The following is a 19417-nucleotide window of genomic DNA, read 5'->3' on the forward strand; positions in this document are numbered from 1 at the left end:
AGAAAAGAGGTGAAGCATAATGGAAAAATCACCTAAGGATACAAGAGTGGTGGTAGGAATGTCCGGAGGTGTTGATTCATCAGTTGCTGCGCTTATTTTGAAGGAGCAGGGCTATGATGTGATCGGCATTTTCATGAAGAACTGGGATGACACGGACGAAAACGGTGTCTGCACGGCTACCGAGGATTACGAGGATGTGATTCGCGTCTGCAACCAGATAGGCATTCCATATTATGCAGTTAATTTTGAAAAACAATATTGGGATAAAGTTTTCACTTATTTCCTAGATGAATATAAAGCAGGCAGGACACCGAATCCAGATGTCATGTGCAACAAGGAAATTAAATTCAAAGCATTCCTTGAACACGCAATGAACCTTGGGGCGGATTATTTGGCGACAGGCCATTACGCGCGAGTCGAAGATCGGGACGGGGAACGCAAGATGCTCCGCGGTCTTGATGAAAATAAGGATCAGACCTATTTCTTGAACCAGCTGAGTCAAAGCCAGATTGAAAAGGTTCTGTTTCCGATCGGCAATCTGGAAAAATCCCGAGTCCGGGAGCTGGCCAGAGAAGCAAACCTTGCCACGGCAACTAAAAAAGACAGTACTGGCATCTGCTTCATAGGTGAAAGGAACTTCAAGGAGTTCCTCGGAAATTATCTCCCGGCACAGCCAGGCAATATGGAAACGATGGATGGCCAGGTGAAAGGGAAGCATGACGGCCTCATGTATTATACAATCGGTCAGCGCCAGGGGCTTGGCATCGGCGGCTCGGGCGAACCTTGGTTTGTTGTCGGCAAAGACCTTGAACGCAATGTTTTGCTTGTTGAACAAGGTTTCCACAATGAACTGCTGTATTCAGACAGCATCACGGCGGTTAATGTCGGCTTTGTATCTGACAGAGAGAAGCCAAGGGTTTTTGAATGTACAGCGAAATTCCGTTATCGCCAGCCTGATAATGCTGTAACGGTCGAGCTTCAGGATGACGGAACTGCGAAAGTCCTGTTCAAAGAACCTATTCGTGCTGTGACACCTGGACAAGCCGTCGTTTTCTATGATGGTGATGAGTGTCTAGGCGGCGGTACGATTGACGAGATTTTCAAGAACGGAAAAAAACTGACATATGTCGGCTAATCCTGATCAAATCCCCGGCGGGACAGCTTCGCCGGGGATTATTTTTTGACGAGAATCTAGTGGGAATATTTCCGGGTTTATGAAGGCACCCACTAAGAGTCTAACCCCCCTTAATATGGTATACTTTCATGGAGAATGGAGTGTTAAAATGGATAAAAATCAAACAGGTATTCAGTTTATGCAAGAAGGAAACTGGGAAGAGGCGGCCAAGACATTTGCCGAAGCGATTGAAGATCATCCAGAGGACCCAGTTGCTTACATAAATTTCGGGAACGTTCTTACCGCAGTAGGTGACACCGAAAGAGCCATGAATTTTTTCGATAAAGCAATCAGCCTTGATGAAAATGCTACAGCAGCTTATTACAGTAAGGGAAGCGTGTATTACGATAACCAAAGCTTCGATGAAGCCAGAAAGATGTTTGAACTGGCCATGAAAAAAGGACTGGACAATGGAGACAACTTTTTTATGCTGGGGATGAGCCTTGCGCAGTTAGGCAGCAGTAAATTGGCTCTGCCATATTTACAGCGAAGCACCGAGCTTCTCGAAAATGATGCGGAAGCCCATTTCCAATATGGACTATGTTTAGCAAGGGAAGGATTTATCGATGAAGCGATTAAAGCGCTTGAGCAGGCAATCTCGCTAGACCCGGAACATGCAGATGCCCTGTATAATCTTGGGGTAGCTTATGGTTACAAAGAAAATGGGGATAAGGCACTTGAAATGTTCAACCGGGCATTGGAAATCCAGCCAGACCATTTGCTGGCAGGACACGGAAAGAAATTGATTGAAGGTCAGGACCTTCATTAATTAAAAGCCATTGGAAGGAAGGGGGAAGTACTTTGGATAAACAGGACTCGCTCGATTTGTTTTCAGAACAGGGTAAGTTTATGAAAGGAAAGCATCTTGTTACCATTTTTCATAATGAACAAAATCTTTATACAGTCCTTAGAATCAGGGTTGAGGAAACAAATGAGCAGTACGAGGATAAAGAAGCAGTCATAACAGGGTATTTCCCCCGGATTCATGAACAAGAGTCTTACGTATTCTTTGGCGAGATCAAAGAGCATCCTAAGTTCGGTGCACAATTCCATGCGACTCATTTCCGCAAGGATCTGCCACAGTCAAAGCAGGGTATCATCAGCTACTTGTCAAGTGATCTATTCAAAGGCATCGGAAAAAAAACGGCTGAGAAAATTGTCGATACGCTCGGAGAAAAGGCGATAACAAGGATAATTGAGAACCCGTCAGTGCTTGAACAGATTCCGAAGCTGGCATCTGAAAAAGCAAAGGAGCTGTATGACACATTGATGGAGCATCAGGGCCTTGAACAAGTGATGGTGGCATTGAACGAATATGGTTTTGGTCCTCAGCTGTCGATGAAAATTTATCAGGTCTATAAAGAAAAGGCGATTGAAGTAATTCAGAACAACCCTTATAAGCTGGTGGAGGATATCGAAGGCATCGGGTTCGGCAGGGCGGACGAGCTGGGGAGTCAGCTCGGCCTTACGGGTAACCATCCGGATCGGATCAAGGCGGCCTGTCTATATACTCTCGAGAGTTCTAGCATCCAGGGCGGGCATGTCTTCATGGAAGCAGAAGAGCTGCTCGTTGATGTGAAAAAACTACTTGAGGACAATCAGAATATAGAAATACAATTCACTGATATCTCGAATGAAATCATTAAGCTTGGTGAAGAAGGTAAGCTGGTTGCTGAAGAGCAGAGAATCTATTTGCCGTCCCTTTATTATTCGGAAAAAGGACTGGTTGTGAATATCAAAAGGATTCTTGAGCAAACAGAATATGAAAATCAATTTCCTGAATCGGAGTTCCTTCTTGCGCTTGGAGAGCTTGAGGAGCGTTTGGGTGTCCAGTACGGACCAAGCCAGAAGGAAGCAATCCAGACTGCGCTGATGTCACCGATGATGATTCTGACAGGAGGTCCTGGCACGGGGAAAACGACGGTCATCAAGGGAATTGTTGAGCTATATGCTGAGCTTCACGGATGTTCGCTGGACCCGAAAGACTATAAAAAAGAAGAGCCATATCCGTTCTTGCTGGCAGCTCCGACCGGCCGGGCGGCTAAGAGGATGACTGAGTCAACCGGATTGCCTGCCGTGACTATCCATAGGCTGCTGCGCTGGAATGGTGCAGAAGGATTTGACCATGATGAAGACCAGCCGCTTGATGGGACAATTCTGATTATCGATGAAACATCAATGGTTGATATATGGCTGGCTCATCAATTGTTCAAATCGCTGCCTGATAATATTCAGGTCATCGTGGTCGGAGATGAAGACCAGCTCCCATCTGTAGGGCCGGGCCAGGTCTTGAAAGATCTATTGGATTCAGGAAGGGTCCCGACCGTCAGGCTGACGGATATCTACAGACAGGCTGAAGGCTCTTCGATCATCGAACTCGCCCACCAAATCAAGAAGGGGTCCATGCCAGAGGATATTTCCTCACAACAGCCAGACCGTTCGTTTATTAAATGTACAACGAGCCAGATTCCCCAGGTAGTTGAAAAGGTTGTCGCGAATGCCAAAAAGAAAGGGTATTCCCCAAGGAACATCCAGGTGCTGGCTCCAATGTACCGGGGCCCTGCAGGCATTGACCGTTTGAATGAACTACTGCAGGAACTGTTCAATCCGAATGATGATGGGACCAGGAAAGAGCTTGCGTTTGGCGAAGTGAAATACCGCATCGGTGATAAGGTCCTCCAGTTGGTCAATCAGCCTGAAGCAAATGTCTTCAATGGCGATATGGGTGAAGTTGTCGCGATATTTTATGCTAAGGAAAACACCGAAAAACAAGATCAGCTGATCGTTTCTTTCGATGGAATTGAAGTCACCTACAACAGGCCAGACCTATCGCAAATCACTCATGCATATTGCTGTTCCGTGCATAAATCCCAGGGGAGTGAATTTCCAATCGTCGTCCTTCCGGTGGTCAAAAGCTACTACAGAATGTTGCGCAGGAATCTGATATATACCGCGATTACCAGGAGTAAGCAATTCCTCATACTAGTCGGCGAAGAGGATGCACTGAAAATGGGGATTGAACGCGGTGAAGATACAGCAAGGAATACAACGCTCGTCGAGAAGCTTGTACAATTGCTTCCTGAATTAAATGATGAAGAGGGAACAGGGGAACAAGACAAGCTAAAGTCGAAACAAAAGCTTCAAACTGAAGAACACATCGATCAAGACGAAGAAGTCGATTTTATCGACATCATCAAAAAAGCAGATCCGATGATCGGGATGGGAAACCTGACTCCTTATGATTTTATGGAGGAGAATGAGGCTTAAGAATCTGCAGCAATTGCAGGTTCTTTTTTTTAGAATGGAAATCCTTACACCACATGAATTTAGTATTGCGGCGGAAACTAAGGGTGTTCGGAAAGGCGGGACACACTTTTGCGGACATTTTCACTTTTAAAAGGACTGCCTGTATATGAATTGGCGAGTGGTCAAAAACTGGGCGAAGTTTGTGATGTGAGCATTTCTGGCAATGGAAGCGTAGTAGGCTTACTTGTAAAAAAGGGTGCGTTCATCAAGAAAACGTTTCAGGTCAAAGTGGATCAGGTTTCATCCTTCGGGGAAGATGGAATTATGGTGGAAGACAAGTCAGCCCTCGAGCGATTGGAGACAGAGCCCGAGTATACATTCGAGCATAATGAGAGCCTTGCTGGGAAGAAGCTTCTTACGAAAGATGGGGAGCAGCTGGGCTTATTGGAAGATGTATATTTCATGGAAGAATTGGGCACGATTGTAGGGTACGAATTAACGGATGGCTTTTTTTCGGATATCGCGAATGGGAAGCGTGTCATTAAGACCACTGGTCCGCCTGCAATCGGAAAGGATGCCATCGTCGTCACTGTCAAATCGAGATGAGGTGTCCTTATGTTAAGTTGTCCCAATTGCAGGAGCAAGGATATCGGTAAAATTGGCATCAACCAATATTACTGCTGGAATTGCTTCATCGAACTGTCTCTGAACAAAGGCTTGATCCATACCCATCAAGTCGAAGAAGATGGAACATTGAGCTCACTTGATGATTTATTTGAAGAAGATCAACGTCAATATGGCATGTAAAATAAATCGAAGAGGTGAAGCACATTGAATAAAATGTTAACCTCCGTAATTGCTCTTGGTGCTGGCATGGCAGTGTACAACTATACGTCCAACAATAATATGATGTCTGGCAGGAAGATGAAAAAGCTAGGCAAGAAGATGACCAAAGCTTTATTTTAAGATGCAGCGACAGTTTTAACGATAAAACCCCTGTAATTTATGCAGGGGTTTTTTCTACTTTGAATGCAGTGTGAACGTTCTAATAAGCATAAAAATCCCTACACACCGACTAAAATGCATAATCCGCCGCCTTTCTTTCAAGAATAAACAGGAAGGAGGGTGAAGATGATGAATATCCAGATGAAATGGTATTACCGGCTTGGATTCCTTCTCCTTTTATTTATTGTGCTTTTTGTTTTCATCAAATTGCAGGCCATATGGGTTCCGTTTTTGGAAATTTTGATTTCACTGCTTGTACCTTTTTCTGTGGCTGCCTTCATTACATATCTCCTCCACCCTATTGTGGAAGCCCTTCACCAAAGAGGGCTTCATCGCGGAGTTTCGATCTTGATCATCTATATTTTATTTTTTTGCGGAGCTGGTTTTGCTTTTTACAAAGGTATACCAGCAATGATTCGACAGCTGGGCGATTTAGCGGAGAATGCTCCGTATTTTGCCGAGCAATATAGGCAAATGGTCAATAACATTGTTGATCAGACCTCGACTTGGCCGGCAGGAATACACGAAAGGATCGAAGATGGCATTACCCGGTTGGAACAATGGCTTGATGGTGTGCTCGCAGGTGCGATGACATTCCTGATGGATATCGTTAATTCAATTTTGACGATTGCAGTCATCCCATTCATTGCTTTTTACATGCTGAAGGACTTTGATGTCATGAAAAAAGCGGCCTGGTATCTGACACCGCGACAGTGGAGGCAGCCAGGCACAAAGTTCCTTCACGAGGTCGATAAATCGCTCGGAAGCTATATCCGCGGGCAGTTGCTCATTTGTCTTATCATTGGTGTCCTTTCCTCCTTGTTTTTTTGGATGGCTGGAATTAGATATTCCCTGCTGTTAGGAGCGATCGTCGGGATCACGAATGTGATTCCATATTTCGGGCCGATTATCGGAGCGATTCCTGCTGTGATCATCGCAGCGACAATGTCCGTGAAAATGGTGCTTCTTTCACTCGTAATTGTCTTTTCACTGCAGTTTCTCGAGGGAAATATCTTGTCCCCGCTCATTGTCGGCAAAAGCCTGCATATGCATCCGCTGATGATCATGTTTGCGCTGCTGGCTGGAGAAGAGGTAGGCGGCATCCTTGGCCTTATTCTTGCCGTTCCTGTCCTGGTGGTCCTAAGAGCGGCACTCATTCATGCAAAAGACCATATCATACTTGAGAGAAAGAAAGAGCGTCCCTCATAATTTTTGCCAAGTCGTTTGACAAAGTGCAACAGGCTATATATAATTCGGCTATAGATTAATAATTCGAAAAATGTAGAAGGAACGAGTATGTTATAGACCATCGTCCAGAGAGGGATTCCCAGGCTGAGAGAATTCCCGGTGAAGGATAACAGAAGGCTATTCCGGAGTGCAGGCAAAACCTGCCGTAGCAGCTGCGTTAAAGCGTTTTTGAGAGATGGGCGCACGACTTTGCGTCCATAATCAGGGTGGTACCGCGAGCAAGCTCTCGTCCCTGTCCAGGGATGAGGGCTTTTTTTGTTGCCTAAAATCCCTGAAAGCTTAAATTTCATTTGGGTTTAGGAGGTTAGTTTTATGAAAAAACTGACAGGTGCTGAAATCAGAAAAATGTATCTTGATTTTTTTAAGGAGAAAGACCACGCAATTGAGCCGAGCGCATCACTCGTACCTCATGATGATCCTTCCCTTCTTTGGATCAACAGTGGTGTAGCCACTTTGAAAAAGTATTTTGACGGCCGTGTGATTCCGGCAAATCCGCGAATCACAAATGCACAGAAATCGATTCGTACGAACGATATCGAGAATGTCGGCAAAACAGCGCGCCACCACACCTTCTTTGAGATGCTTGGAAACTTCTCGATCGGTGACTATTTCAAGGTAGAAGCGATTGAGTTTGCATGGGAATTCCTTACAGATGAAAAATGGATCGGTTTTGATCCTGAAAAGCTTTCCGTGACCATTCATCCGGAGGACGACGAAGCATTCAATATCTGGAGAGAGAAAATCGGTGTTCCTGAAGAACGCATCATCCGCCTTGAGGGGAACTTCTGGGATATCGGTGAAGGTCCAAGTGGTCCGAACACAGAAATCTTCTATGACAGAGGACCTGAGTACGGCAATGACCCTGAAGATCCAGAACTATATCCTGGAGGGGAAAATGATCGTTATTTAGAGGTTTGGAATCTTGTGTTCTCTGAATTCAACCATAATCCTGACGGAACTTACACTCCGCTGCCGAAGAAAAATATTGATACAGGCATGGGGCTTGAGCGTATGGCTTCTGTCGTACAGGACGTTCCGACAAACTTTGAAACAGATTTGTTCATGCCAATCATCAATGCGACTGAAGAAATCTCCGGTGAAAAATACGGACAGTCCAAAGAGAAGGATGAAGCATTTAAAGTTATTGCCGATCACATCCGTACGGTAGCCTTTGCTGTTGGTGACGGTGCACTTCCTTCGAATGAAGGCCGAGGCTATGTACTTCGCCGTCTATTGCGCCGCGCTGTACGTTATGCGAAAAAGCTGAACATCAACCGTCCATTCATGTACGAACTTGTGCCTGTTGTTGGCGAAATCATGCATGACTTCTATCCTGAGGTAAAAGAAAAGACAGACTTCATCCAGAAGGTCATCAAGAATGAAGAAGACCGTTTCCATGAAACGCTCAACGAAGGCCTTGCGATTCTTTCCGAGCTGATCAAGAAGGAGAAAGAAAAAGGCAGCGGCATGGTTCAGGGTGCGGATGTCTTCCGTCTATATGACACATACGGTTTCCCTGTTGAATTAACAGAAGAGTATGCCGAAGAAGAAGGCTTGAAGGTCGACCATGAAGGCTTTGAAAAAGAAATGGAGCTTCAGCGTGAGAGAGCACGTGCTGCACGTCAGGATGTCGGTTCCATGCAGGTGCAGGGCGGCATTCTCGGGGACATTAAGGAAAGCAGCGAATTCGTCGGATATGATAATTTTGAAACAACCAGCAAAATCGTTGCTTTGGTCAAGGAAGGCGAGCGTGTTGAGGAAGCGAGCGCGGGCGACGAGATTCATTTCATCCTTGATGTTACGCCATTCTACGCAGAAAGCGGCGGCCAGATTGCCGATAAAGGAACCCTTGTAGCAAATGGGATCAAGGTATCTGTAAAGGATGTAAAGAAAGCTCCGAACGGACAAAACCTTCACCATGCAGTTGTGGAAGAAGGCAAGGTAACGAAAGGCCTTGAAGTCACAGCTCAAGTGGATCAGGAAAATCGTGCGCGAATCATTAAGAACCACACAGCAACACACTTGCTGCACCAGGCATTGAAAGATGTGCTTGGAGGTCATGTAAACCAGGCTGGGTCTCTTGTGGAACCTGACAGACTGCGTTTCGACTTCTCTCATTTCGGCCAGGTGACTGCTGAAGAACTAGAGCAAGTAGAGGCAATCGTCAATGAAAAAATCTGGAGAAGCATCCAGGTCGAAACGAGCTTCAAGCCGATTGCTGAAGCTAAAGCAATGGGCGCGATGGCATTATTCGGTGAAAAATACGGCGACATCGTCCGCATTGTAAAAGTTGGCGACTACAGCCTTGAGCTTTGCGGCGGCTGCCATGTTCCAAACACATCCGTGATCGGCCTGTTCAAGATTGTATCCGAAGGCGGAATCGGTGCAGGAACAAGAAGGATTGAAGCTGTAACAGGAGAAGCAGCATACAAAGTGCTGAATGATCAGATTACGATTCTGAAGGATGCAGCATCTAAATTAAAGACATCTCCAAAAGAAGTTGCAAACAGAATTGACTCAATGCTTGCAGAAATGAAACAGCTTCAGCGCGAAAATGAATCTCTTTCAGCTAAGTTGGGGAATATTGAAGCTGGAAGCCTAACTTCGAAGGTCAAAGAAGTGAAAGGAGTTCAATTGCTGGCAGCCCGTGTTGAAGCAGCTGATATGAACAGCCTGCGGAATATGGCTGATGACTTGAAGCAGAAGCTTGGTTCAGCAATCATCCTGCTTGGCATGACTGACGGCAATAAAGTGAACCTGATTGCCGCTGTGACAGATGACCTGATCAAGAAAGGCTATCAAGCTGGAAAATTGATCAAGGAAGCAGCAGCAATTTGCGGCGGAGGCGGTGGAGGCCGTCCAGATATGGCCCAGGCTGGCGGAAAAGACCCTTCAAAACTCGAAAATGCGCTTCAATTTGCCGAAGAATGGGTAAAATCAATTTGATATAAAAGTAAAGTAGTGTAGAATGAAGGTATCTTGAAGAAAATTTTACCGGCCATTTTTTAAAAGTGAGGTGCATTCGATGAGCTCGTTTGACAAGACGATGAGATTTAATTTTCCCGAAGAGCCTTTTGAGCATGATGCAAATGAAGTCCTGTTTCAGGTGTATGAAGCATTGCAGGAAAAAGGATATAACCCGATCAACCAGATTGTCGGTTATTTGCTCTCTGGCGACCCGGCCTATATTCCCCGCCATCGGGATGCCCGCAACATCATCCGCAAGTTGGAGCGGGATGAAATTATCGAGGAACTGGTTAAATCCTATCTAAGGAACCAGCGAGAGGGGAAATAAATTGCGGATCATGGGACTCGATGTCGGCTCGAAAACAGTCGGCATTGCCCTGAGCGATGAACTGGGATGGACGGCTCAGGGTCTTGAAACATTGAAAATCAACGAAGAAGAAAATGTGTTTGGTTTTGATGAAATTGGTAAAATAATAAAAGAGTACGAAGTCGGCAAAGTTGTCGTCGGGCTGCCTAAAAACATGAATGGCACTATTGGCCCGCGCGGAGAAGCTAGCCAATTCTATGCACGTGAATTGGAGGAAAGGTTCGGAGTCCCTGCCATTCTTTGGGACGAGCGCCTGACGACAGTGGCTGCCGAGCGAGTTTTGCTAGAGGCGGACATGAGCCGCAAAAAAAGAAAAAAGGTCATTGATAAAATGGCTGCAGTAATGATTTTACAAGGCTATTTAAATAGCCAAAATTAAATTGAGGTGACTACAATGGATCACGGCGAAAACAACATCACAGTAGTAGACGAAAACGGCAACGAACAATTATGCGAAGTACTTTTCACATTTGATTCCGAAGAATTCGGTAAATCATATGTGCTTTATTATCCAGTAGGTGCAGAGGATAACGATGACGAAGAAATCGAAATCCATGCATCTGCATTCACACCTTCTGAAGACAACGAAGATGGCGAACTAATGCCAATCGAAACTGATGCAGAATGGGACATGATCGAGGAAATGCTGGAAACATTCCTTGCTGAGCAGGACGAAGAATAAAATAGTAGAACAGGGACCAGGCGGATGATGCCTGGTCTTTTTTTTGTGGATAGGACAATGTGATAAACAGGAAGAAGAATCACTAGAAAGAGACCGTAGCAAGACTCTATTGGACAAATAGAGTGAAGAAAACAATGGAAATGTCCGATAGGAAGGGTCTATCGGACAAATTGAGAGAAGAAACCAGAGAAAGTGTCCGATAGAGTGGCTCTATCGGACAAACACAAGGGAGTACCACTGGAAATTGTCCAATAGACCATTTTTTACGCACAGCATTGGCCTCCCCCTACAAACAACCACTCGATAGTATGATGTGTTCCTCCTGGTCCGGCTGTCGAATCCTCAGTTTATTTGTCGTCATGAGTATTTTTTCGTAATTATTTGCAAATAGAAATAGAAAATATAGTATAATGATTCGAGATGTGATAATAGGGAGTATCCAGGAAGTTCGTATTGTTAACTGGAGGGGGAACTTATGTCTGACGAAAAAAATATAAAAACAGATAAAAAGAAGCTGATTACTGAGAAGTTAGTAGAGCAGCAAAAGGAAGCGAGAATTGTGAGGAAAATTGTTTTCATCACTTCCATCATGGCAATTTTGCTCATTGGGGCAATTGGCGGGGGTGGCTATTACTATATTAAAGAAGCCCTGAAGCCGGTGGATGAAAACAGCAAGAAAACAGTAGATGTCAATATTCCGATCGGTTCATCAACAACTGGTATCGGACAGATTCTCGAGGATAAAGGAATCATCAGAGATGCTCGAGTCTTTAAATATTATGTGAAGTTCAAAAACGAAGCTGGCTTTATGGCGGGCGACTATAAAATGAAGCCTTCCATGACGCTTCCTGAAATCGTCACAAGCTTGAAAACAGGGAAGGTCATGCAAGAAGTTGTCATGAAAATCACGATTCCTGAGGGTAAGCAATTAAAGCAGATTGCGGGTATTATTGCCGAAAAGACACAGCAGGATGAGGAAGAGATTTTCAAACAGCTGAACGATAAAGAATTCATCAATAAAATGATGGGCAAATACCCTGATGTTCTTACAGAAGAAATCCTGAAAGAAAATGTGAAGTATCCACTTGAAGGCTATCTGTTCCCTGCAACTTATCCTTTTTATTCTGAAAAGCCGACTGTCGAGGAAATCGTGACCGTCATGCTGACAAAGACAAAAGAAGTGCTTGGTGAATTCAGAGGCCAGATGGAAGAAAAGGAAATGACGACACATGAATTGATGACGATGGCATCACTGATTGAAGAGGAAGCAACAGAGAAAGTAGACCGCGATAAAATCGCAAGCGTCTTCTACAATCGCCTGGAAGAGGGGATGATGCTGCAAACTGATCCGACTGTCCTGTATGCACATGGCGAACATAAAGAACGGGTATTCTTTAAGGATCTGGAAATTGATGATCCGTATAATACCTATAAAATTCAGGGTCTGCCACCTGGTCCAATCGCTAATCCTGGGGTAATATCAATTGAAGCTACCCTGGCACCGGCTGATACGGATGATATGTATTTCCTGGCAACCTCTACCGGAGAGGTGCTGTTCTCCAAGACATTGGCAGAGCATAATCGCAAAGTGGATGAACATATCACCAATAAAAAATAACAGTAAATGAAAGGGAAATGCAGAAAGGTTAGCATTTCCCTTCTTATTGTGATAAAATAATACAAGTGTTTTTTCTAGGTTCAATAGTATGTCACTGTCTAGCAAAGGCTCTAAATGTGAGCTTAGATTTATTGATAGCGTGTATTGCAGAAGTAGGAGTTGTAGCTTTTAGCTGATGATCCTGTAAGGCAACGTTGCCTTTAGGTGTGCCCTCTTAAACTGTGAACGCTATTTTTTTCATGCTTGGACAGTCATTCTAATATATCTACTCTGGCTGAGTTTAAGCCATTGAATAGAGGTGAAGCAGCTTGCTAAATCAAGAGCTGCAAAATTATATAGATTCTTTAATACAGCCAAGAAATGCCCTCCTTACAGAGATGGAGGAATATGCAGATCAAAATGGTGTCCCAATCATGGAGCCTGCAGGTATTGAAACTATGCTCCAGCTGTTGAGAATCCAGCAGCCGCAAGCGATCCTGGAGGTAGGGACAGCAATTGGCTATTCCGCGCTAAGAATGGCATACTCCCTCCCGCTAACAAAAGTAGTCACTTTAGAGCGTGATGATGAAAGGTTCGAGCTTGCTGTTGAGTATATTAAGCGGGCAGGACTGCAGGAGCGGATTATCCAAATTCAAGGAGATGCCCTTGAATTGGAAGACGAAGTCGCCGGCCATGGTCCATTTGATGCTATTTTTATTGATGCAGCCAAAGGACAGTATAAGCGATTTTTTGAAATGTACTCCAGGTATTTAAATCCGGGAGGAATGATCATTACGGATAATGTCCTATTTAAAGGGCTTGTATATAATCAGGAAGCAGAAAGCAGAAGATTGCGCAGCCTGGTAAAAAAAATAGACGAATTCAACCGCTGGCTTGCAGCCAATCAGGAGTACGATACTGTCATCGTGCCGATAGGCGATGGTATAGCGGTTAGTAAGAAGAGGTGAACGGAATGAATAAACCTGAATTATTGGTAACTCCAAAGAGCGTTGAGGATATTATTCCACTGGCAGAGGCAGGAGCAGATGCTTTCTTGATCGGTGAACAGAAATTCGGTCTGCGTCTTGCTGGCGAGTTTAGCCGTGAAGACGTAAAGCAGGCTATCGAACTGGCACACTCAAAGGGCAAGAAAGTTTTTGTCGCGATGAATGCTTTGTTCCACAATGAAAAAATCGATTTGCTTGGTGAGTATCTTACATTCCTTAAGGATGCCAATGTGGACGGAGTCACATTTGGCGACCCGGCAGTACTGATGGCTGCAAAGGAATATACTCCTGATCTGAAGCTTCATTGGAGCACGGAAACAACAGGAACTAACTGGTATACTTGCAACTATTGGGGTAGAAAAGGTGCAAAACGCGCTGTTCTTGCAAGGGAAATCAATATGGATGCTATTGTTGAAATCAAGGAAAATGCCGAGGTTGAAATTGAGGTGCAGGTTCACGGAATGATGAACATGTTCCAGTCTAAACGACCATTGCTTGGACATTACTTTGAATATCAAGGCAAAGCGCTTGAAGTGGAGAACCGTAAACAAGAACGTAATATGTTCCTGCACGATAAAGAGCGTGAAAATAAATATCCTATTTTCGAGGATGAAAATGGCACTCATATCATGAGTCCTAACGATATTTGCATTATTGATGAACTAACGGAGCTTGTGGAAGCTGGAGTCGATTCTTTTAAAATTGACGGCATCCTGAAGAGCCCTGAATATATTCTTGAAGTCACGAAGCTTTACCGCAAAGCCATTGACCTGGCTGTTGAGGGTCCAGAGCAGTACGACGACGAAAAAGATGGCTTGCTGGAAGCAGCGGAAGAACTGCAGCCGCCAAACCGCCCGCTGGATACAGGATTCTTTTTCAAAGAGACGGTTTATTAACAGTAAGAATTATGAGGAGGTTGCGTAATGACAGCAGTAGCAGATAAAATCTCGCAGATTGTTGACGGTAAGCGTGTTATCGTGAAAAAACCAGAACTGCTCGCGCCAGCCGGTAATCTTGAGAAATTGAAGATTGCCGTCCACTATGGTGCAGATGCCGTTTTTATTGGCGGACAGGAGTATGGCCTGCGCTCGAACGCAGATAATTTCACTTTTGAGGAAATGAAGGAAGGCGTTGAATTCGCCAAGAAATACGGTGCGAGAATCTATGTTACAACAAACATTTTTGCCCACAATGAAAACATCGATGGTCTTGAAGACTATCTATTAGGCTTGAAGGGAGCAGGAGTGCATGGCATCATTGTCGCTGATCCTCTGATCATCGAAACTTGCCGCAAGGTCGCTCCGGAAATTGAAGTCCACTTGAGCACACAGCAATCCCTTTCAAACTGGAAGGCTGTTCAGTTCTGGAAGGAAGAAGGACTTGAGCGTGTCGTTCTTGCTCGTGAAACGAGTGCAGATGAAATCAAGGAAATGAAGGAAAAAGTCGACATCGAAATCGAAACCTTCATCCATGGCGCAATGTGTATTGCCTACTCAGGCCGTTGTACTTTGAGCAATCACATGACAGCACGTGATTCTAACCGTGGCGGCTGCTGCCAGTCTTGCCGCTGGGATTATGATTTGTACACACTAGAAGGAAATGAAGAGAACGCAATGTTTTCAGAAGGCGACTCACCTTTTGCGATGAGTCCTAAGGATCTTAAGCTGATTGAGTCCATCCCTCGCATGATCGAGCTTGGAATAGACAGCTTGAAAATTGAAGGCCGCATGAAGTCTATCCACTACATTGCAACGGTAGTAAGTGTATACCGTAAAATGATTGATGCTTATTGCGCGGATCCGGAAAACTTTGTCATCAATCAGGAATGGCTTGAAGAACTGGACAAATGTGCGAACCGTGAAACAGCAACAGCGTTCTTTGAGGGAGTTCCTGGGTATAAAGAGCAAATGTTTGGAAACCATAGCAAAAAGACAACTTTCGATTTTGCTGGTCTAGTGCTTGATTACAATGCTGAGACACAAATGGTGACACTTCAGCAAAGGAACTACTTCAAGCCTGGCGACGAGGTTGAATTCTTTGGACCTGAAATCGAGAACTTCACGCATGTGATTGATAAGATCTGGGATGAAGATGGCAATGAATTGGATGTTGCCCGCCACCCACTGCAAATCGTGAAGTTCAAGATGGACAAGCCTGTCTACCCAAATAACATGATGCGGAAGGAGAAGTAAATACATGGACCGCAAACCTGTTGTAATTGGTGTAGCCGGCGGCTCCGGCTCAGGAAAGACTTCTGTAACAAAAGCGATTTACGATAGCTTTAAAAGCCAATCAATCCTGATGATTGAGCAAGACTACTATTATAAAGACCAAAGCCACCTTCCAATGGAAGAGCGTTTGAAGACGAATTATGACCATCCGCTTGCATTTGACAACGATCTGTTGATACAGCATATCGAAAAGCTGCTCCGCCACGAGGCGATTGAAAAGCCAGTGTATGATTATGCCATCCACACTCGCTCAAGTGAAGTTGTCCATGTTGAACCAAAAGATGTCATCATCCTTGAGGGGATCCTGATTCTTGAGGATGAAAGATTGCGGAACTTGATGGATATCAAGCTCTATGTGGATACAGACGCTGATTTGCGGATTATCCGCAGGCTCCTTCGTGACATCAAGGAGCGCGGACGTTCAATGGACTCGGTCATTGAACAGTATGTGAATGTTGTCAGGCCAATGCATAACCAGTTCATCGAACCGACCAAGCGTTACGCTGATGTCATCATTCCTGAGGGCGGCCATAACCATGTGGCGATTGACTTGATGGTAACAAAAATTCAAACAATTCTTGAACAAAAATCATTTTTGTGACACAATAGCATAGATAATATGGACATGGAAGTACTTGAATAAAGTGCTTCCTTTTGTCCAAGGAAAAGGAAATGGTCCATAACGGCCCTATTTAACATGCGCGCCCTTGTAAGGTCGCGCTCCTGTATATTTTTCAGGATACATAATATAATAGTACACAATCTATTTTTTGGGGAATTGTGAAGACTAGAAGGAGTGAAGTATTTTGGCTACAGAAAAAGTTTTTCCTATGACACAGGCAGGAAAAGAAAAGCTGGAACAAGAATTAGAGCAATTGAAAACGGTAAAACGCAAAGAAGTGGTTGAAAGAATCAAGATCGCACGCAGCTTTGGCGACCTTTCAGAGAACTCTGAATATGATTCAGCCAAAGAAGAGCAAGCCTTTGTTGAAGGCCGTATCACCACTCTTGAAAATATGATCCGCAACGCAAAAATCATCCAGGAAGACGAAGTGAGCACAGATGCAGTCAGCCTTGGCCGCACAGTGACATTCGTCGAGCTTCCTGATGGCGATGAAGAATCGTATACAATCGTCGGTAGCGCAGAAGCTGACCCATTTGAAGGCAAAATATCAAACGACTCTCCGATTGCGAAAAGCCTAATGGGCAAAAAAGTAGGAGACGAAGTGACTGTCCAGACTCCTGGCGGTGAAATGAACGTCCGCATTACAACAATTAAGTAATACCATATGTTTGAAACATGAGCACCTCGTCAACACTTTTGACGAGGTGTTTTTTATGCGTAAAAAAAGAATGGTGGCCTGGATTTCGATTTGTATCGCTGTCTTTGCTCTGCTGATGTTACGGCTGGCGCAGCTGCAATTATTTGATACAGAGTCCTTTTCCAAGCATGAAATAAATTTGATTGAAGCGAGTGTCAAGCAAAGGTCACAGGAAATGGTTGTAGACAACGGCCGTGGGAATTTCCTAGACAGGACAGGAGACCCATTATCCTTTGAAACTTCATCCGTACTCGTCCTGTTCCCATTTTTGAAAAAGATCGACTGGGAAGCAGAAAAGGTGGCAAGGACATTAGGTGTATCTGCTTACTCTTTGAAAAATGCAGTGGAAAATTCCAAGGAACCATTTGCTTTTGGTAATCCGGATCCGGTTATTTTGACCAAGAGTCAAATGGAAACCATTAATGAAATGGAAATTCCGGGAGTATTTGCTGTGGAGCGAAAGTACCCAATGGAGAAAGTACCGGCTGCCCAACTTCTAGGAATCATTGGGGAGAATGAGACTCTTCTGAAGTCAAGATATGGAGAGAAAGATTTGCTGCCAAGGACCTTGATTGGTCTCTCTGGACTGGAAAAAAGTTTTGACGAGTTCCTCGTTGCTGAAGGAAAATCAAAGCTGGTTTATCATGTCGATGGCGAAGGAGCACCATTATTCGGGATCAATGTTAAATACATAGATCCTGCAAACCCATTCTATCCAATCAATCTGCAGACTTCGATAGACAAAGACCTGCAATTGCTGCTAGAGGAGAAGGTGGATCAGCACAAGATCAATAGAGGCGGCGTGGTGCTTCTGGATATTGAAACGAACAGTATACTGGCAATGGTGTCAAGGCCTGTCATTGACCGTAAAAAACCTTTTAACGACGAGGGAACTGAAAATATGATGGTCAAGCAGCATATCCCTGGTTCCGTCTTTAAAACAGTTGTCGCAGCAGCAGCGATTGATCAGGGGCTTGATGATCCTGCCAGGGAATTTGATTGCAGCAAGACAATCAGCGGGGCACCGGATTTGAAATATGACTATGGATTGCTTAATTTTCAAGATAGCTTTGCAGTGAGCTGCAACCGGACATTTGGAGAAGTAGCCCGCGAGCTCCAGGAGCAGGACCCCAATATCCTTGAAAAATACGCAGAGAAGCTATCAATCACTGGAGGTGTAGGGTGGAAAGGAGACATTTTCCATCTAGAAGATTTCAGCCAGATCCAGGACGAGGAAAAAGGCAGGGTATTTTTATCGGATGAAGCGAGGAAGGATAAGAATTTTGCCGCATTGTCCGGAATTGGCCAGCATGAAGTGAGGGTGTCCCCTCTTGCTGTGGCAAACATGATGGCAACGATCGCCAGGGGCGGGGAAAAGGATATGGTCAGGGCAGTACTGTCGATCCAGTATCAAAATGGTGCTGAAATGAAGGCATTTCCTAGACAGCAGCTTGAAGGAGACAAACTATCACCATTCACCGCAATGAAACTCCAAAAACTTTTACGAGAGGTCATTGTGAACGAGCAAGGTACTGGAAGATGGTTCAAGGATTTGCCATATGCTGTGGCTGGAAAGTCAGGGACTGCAGAAACAGGGATTTACATAGACGACAAACAGCTGCACAATAAATGGTTCGCCGGCTATTTTCCCTACGAGAAACCAAAGTATGCTCTTGTAACGGTCAACTTAGGGGTTTTAGAAAATGAAGGCGGGGTCAATCCTCTTTTTGCAGATATAGTAAAAGAGGTCTATGCATTCAATCATGGTAGCTCGGCTGAAGGTCCTGAAAACAATTGAACCATCATTAGATGAATATAAAATCCTTCAAGTTTGCCCCCAGTCATGGTAGAATGTTGACAACCTTATAAGGGAGGGAAAGATCTTGAAGCACGATGATTATGAGAACCTAAATGAGGGGTCACGTTCTCAAATGAGGGCAAAACGCAGAAAAACGAACCTTATTTTAAATAGCTTGATTGTTGTCGTTATCCTGTTGATTGGAATTGTCTCATTTAACATTTTCTTCAGTAATGATGAAGGGGTTGCCGACCAAAACGATGTTGGTGCTGAGAAGGAACAGGCCGCAGCCTCTCCGGATAAAAAAAAGGACAGCAAGGCTAATGACAAAAAAGACGATAGCCAGGATTCCGATAAAAAGGATGAATCAGCTTCAGAAGAAGCAGACGAGGAGTCTGCAGAGGATGAAGAATTGGCTGATCCAATTGTGACAGAAGGCGGAAGTGATGCCAATGTGAAACAAACGATCGAGAATCCTGAGTGGAAACCGGTTGGCACTACCCAATCGGGTGAACATAATACCGTATTTGACCAGAATGCAGCAGACTGGCAGGAAATGATCTTAGCCTATTCCTATGCTACAGGAATCGATAAAGATAACATGACAGTATGGTGGAATGAAAATGGCGGTGCGCCTAATACAGCGGTCGGAACGATCTCTCAGAAGGGCAGTGACCAGACATTCAGAGTTTGGATTGAGTGGGTGGACGGCGAAGGCTGGAAACCGGTAAAAGTGGAAGAACTGATTCAAAATGATAAAAAACAATCGTAAA

19 protein-coding genes and 1 other annotated feature are annotated in these 19417 nt (G+C 44.5%); all 19 genes read left to right on the plus strand.

Annotated features, from left to right (window positions below; genetic code table 11):
- The first annotated feature begins 19 nt into the window (after positions 1 to 19).
- Positions 20 to 1135 carry a tRNA 2-thiouridine(34) synthase MnmA gene (gene mnmA / locus AB5I83_RS00845; RefSeq protein ID WP_448972165.1) on the plus strand — a complete coding sequence of 372 codons (1116 nt, stop codon included), beginning with the start codon at positions 20 to 22 and terminating at the stop codon, positions 1133 to 1135.
- Between the two features lie 148 nt (positions 1136 to 1283).
- Positions 1284 to 1943, plus strand: coding sequence for a tetratricopeptide repeat protein (locus tag AB5I83_RS00850; protein ID WP_448972166.1), 660 nt, complete (start codon positions 1284 to 1286; stop codon positions 1941 to 1943).
- A 32-nt stretch (positions 1944 to 1975) separates the two neighbouring features.
- The gene (gene recD2 / locus AB5I83_RS00855) at positions 1976 to 4441 is read left to right on the plus strand and encodes an SF1B family DNA helicase RecD2 (RefSeq protein WP_448972167.1); all 2466 of its coding nucleotides are present in this window, start codon (positions 1976 to 1978) and stop codon (positions 4439 to 4441) included.
- 108 nt (positions 4442 to 4549) lie between these two features.
- Positions 4550 to 5026: a PRC-barrel domain-containing protein gene (locus AB5I83_RS00860; protein WP_167831655.1), complete on the plus strand. Its 477-nt coding sequence runs from the start codon at positions 4550 to 4552 to the stop codon at positions 5024 to 5026.
- Between the two features lie 9 nt (positions 5027 to 5035).
- The gene (locus AB5I83_RS00865; RefSeq protein WP_102263688.1) at positions 5036 to 5227 is read left to right on the plus strand and encodes a hypothetical protein; all 192 of its coding nucleotides are present in this window, start codon (positions 5036 to 5038) and stop codon (positions 5225 to 5227) included.
- Positions 5228 to 5260: 33 nt separating this feature from the next.
- Positions 5261 to 5386 carry a YrzQ family protein gene (locus AB5I83_RS00870; protein WP_448973844.1) on the plus strand — a complete coding sequence of 42 codons (126 nt, stop codon included), beginning with the start codon at positions 5261 to 5263 and terminating at the stop codon, positions 5384 to 5386.
- A 168-nt stretch (positions 5387 to 5554) separates the two neighbouring features.
- Positions 5555 to 6634, plus strand: coding sequence for an AI-2E family transporter (locus tag AB5I83_RS00875; protein ID WP_448973846.1), 1080 nt, complete (start codon positions 5555 to 5557; stop codon positions 6632 to 6634).
- 64 nt (positions 6635 to 6698) lie between these two features.
- Positions 6699 to 6910: a binding site (T-box leader), on the plus strand.
- Between the two features lie 75 nt (positions 6911 to 6985).
- Positions 6986 to 9619, plus strand: coding sequence for an alanine--tRNA ligase (alaS, locus tag AB5I83_RS00880; protein ID WP_448972168.1), 2634 nt, complete (start codon positions 6986 to 6988; stop codon positions 9617 to 9619).
- 79 nt (positions 9620 to 9698) lie between these two features.
- Entirely contained in the window at positions 9699 to 9968 is a 270-nt protein-coding gene (locus AB5I83_RS00885; protein WP_448972169.1) for an IreB family regulatory phosphoprotein, read from the plus strand.
- A gap of 1 nt (position 9969) precedes the next feature.
- A complete protein-coding gene (gene ruvX / locus AB5I83_RS00890; RefSeq protein WP_209437884.1) occupies positions 9970 to 10386 on the plus strand; it encodes a Holliday junction resolvase RuvX in 417 nt (138 codons plus the stop codon).
- A 15-nt stretch (positions 10387 to 10401) separates the two neighbouring features.
- Complete coding sequence (locus tag AB5I83_RS00895; RefSeq protein ID WP_167831652.1) at positions 10402 to 10689, plus strand: DUF1292 domain-containing protein; 288 nt, start codon at positions 10402 to 10404, stop codon at positions 10687 to 10689.
- A gap of 475 nt (positions 10690 to 11164) precedes the next feature.
- Positions 11165 to 12307 (plus strand): endolytic transglycosylase MltG, encoded by a 1143-nt coding sequence (gene mltG / locus AB5I83_RS00900; RefSeq protein ID WP_448972170.1) that lies wholly within the window; start codon positions 11165 to 11167, stop codon positions 12305 to 12307.
- A 308-nt stretch (positions 12308 to 12615) separates the two neighbouring features.
- Positions 12616 to 13254 carry an O-methyltransferase gene (locus AB5I83_RS00905; RefSeq protein ID WP_448972171.1) on the plus strand — a complete coding sequence of 213 codons (639 nt, stop codon included), beginning with the start codon at positions 12616 to 12618 and terminating at the stop codon, positions 13252 to 13254.
- 5 nt (positions 13255 to 13259) lie between these two features.
- Positions 13260 to 14189, plus strand: coding sequence for a peptidase U32 family protein (locus tag AB5I83_RS00910; RefSeq protein ID WP_448972172.1), 930 nt, complete (start codon positions 13260 to 13262; stop codon positions 14187 to 14189).
- 27 nt (positions 14190 to 14216) lie between these two features.
- The gene (locus AB5I83_RS00915; protein ID WP_448972173.1) at positions 14217 to 15485 is read left to right on the plus strand and encodes a peptidase U32 family protein; all 1269 of its coding nucleotides are present in this window, start codon (positions 14217 to 14219) and stop codon (positions 15483 to 15485) included.
- A 4-nt stretch (positions 15486 to 15489) separates the two neighbouring features.
- The gene (gene udk, locus AB5I83_RS00920) at positions 15490 to 16125 is read left to right on the plus strand and encodes a uridine kinase (protein ID WP_448972174.1); all 636 of its coding nucleotides are present in this window, start codon (positions 15490 to 15492) and stop codon (positions 16123 to 16125) included.
- 205 nt (positions 16126 to 16330) lie between these two features.
- Complete coding sequence (gene greA / locus AB5I83_RS00925) at positions 16331 to 16807, plus strand: transcription elongation factor GreA (protein ID WP_041967730.1); 477 nt, start codon at positions 16331 to 16333, stop codon at positions 16805 to 16807.
- Positions 16808 to 16862: 55 nt separating this feature from the next.
- Positions 16863 to 18644 (plus strand): peptidoglycan D,D-transpeptidase FtsI family protein, encoded by a 1782-nt coding sequence (locus AB5I83_RS00930; protein ID WP_448972175.1) that lies wholly within the window; start codon positions 16863 to 16865, stop codon positions 18642 to 18644.
- A gap of 85 nt (positions 18645 to 18729) precedes the next feature.
- Positions 18730 to 19416 (plus strand): DUF1510 family protein, encoded by a 687-nt coding sequence (locus AB5I83_RS00935; RefSeq protein WP_448972176.1) that lies wholly within the window; start codon positions 18730 to 18732, stop codon positions 19414 to 19416.
- Position 19417 lies beyond the last annotated feature (1 nt).

It is taken from the genome of Mesobacillus sp. LC4, from assembly GCF_053543455.1.

What these genes read in the sequence shown, in the direction of transcription:
- AB5I83_RS00910 (WP_448972172.1), top strand. Translation starts at nt 13,260, where the DNA reads ATGAATAAACCTGAATTATTGGTAACTCCAAAGAGCGTTGAGGATATT.
- udk (WP_448972174.1), top strand. Translation starts at nt 15,490, where the DNA reads ATGGACCGCAAACCTGTTGTAATTGGTGTAGCCGGCGGCTCCGGCTCA.
- AB5I83_RS00850 (WP_448972166.1), top strand. Translation starts at nt 1,284, where the DNA reads ATGGATAAAAATCAAACAGGTATTCAGTTTATGCAAGAAGGAAACTGG.
- mnmA (WP_448972165.1), top strand. Translation starts at nt 20, where the DNA reads ATGGAAAAATCACCTAAGGATACAAGAGTGGTGGTAGGAATGTCCGGA.
- AB5I83_RS00895 (WP_167831652.1), top strand. Translation starts at nt 10,402, where the DNA reads ATGGATCACGGCGAAAACAACATCACAGTAGTAGACGAAAACGGCAAC.
- AB5I83_RS00930 (WP_448972175.1), top strand. Translation starts at nt 16,863, where the DNA reads ATGCGTAAAAAAAGAATGGTGGCCTGGATTTCGATTTGTATCGCTGTC.
- mltG (WP_448972170.1), top strand. Translation starts at nt 11,165, where the DNA reads ATGTCTGACGAAAAAAATATAAAAACAGATAAAAAGAAGCTGATTACT.
- AB5I83_RS00865 (WP_102263688.1), top strand. Translation starts at nt 5,036, where the DNA reads ATGTTAAGTTGTCCCAATTGCAGGAGCAAGGATATCGGTAAAATTGGC.
- AB5I83_RS00885 (WP_448972169.1), top strand. Translation starts at nt 9,699, where the DNA reads ATGAGCTCGTTTGACAAGACGATGAGATTTAATTTTCCCGAAGAGCCT.
- alaS (WP_448972168.1), top strand. Translation starts at nt 6,986, where the DNA reads ATGAAAAAACTGACAGGTGCTGAAATCAGAAAAATGTATCTTGATTTT.
- AB5I83_RS00915 (WP_448972173.1), top strand. Translation starts at nt 14,217, where the DNA reads ATGACAGCAGTAGCAGATAAAATCTCGCAGATTGTTGACGGTAAGCGT.
- AB5I83_RS00875 (WP_448973846.1), top strand. Translation starts at nt 5,555, where the DNA reads ATGAATATCCAGATGAAATGGTATTACCGGCTTGGATTCCTTCTCCTT.
- AB5I83_RS00870 (WP_448973844.1), top strand. Translation starts at nt 5,261, where the DNA reads ATGTTAACCTCCGTAATTGCTCTTGGTGCTGGCATGGCAGTGTACAAC.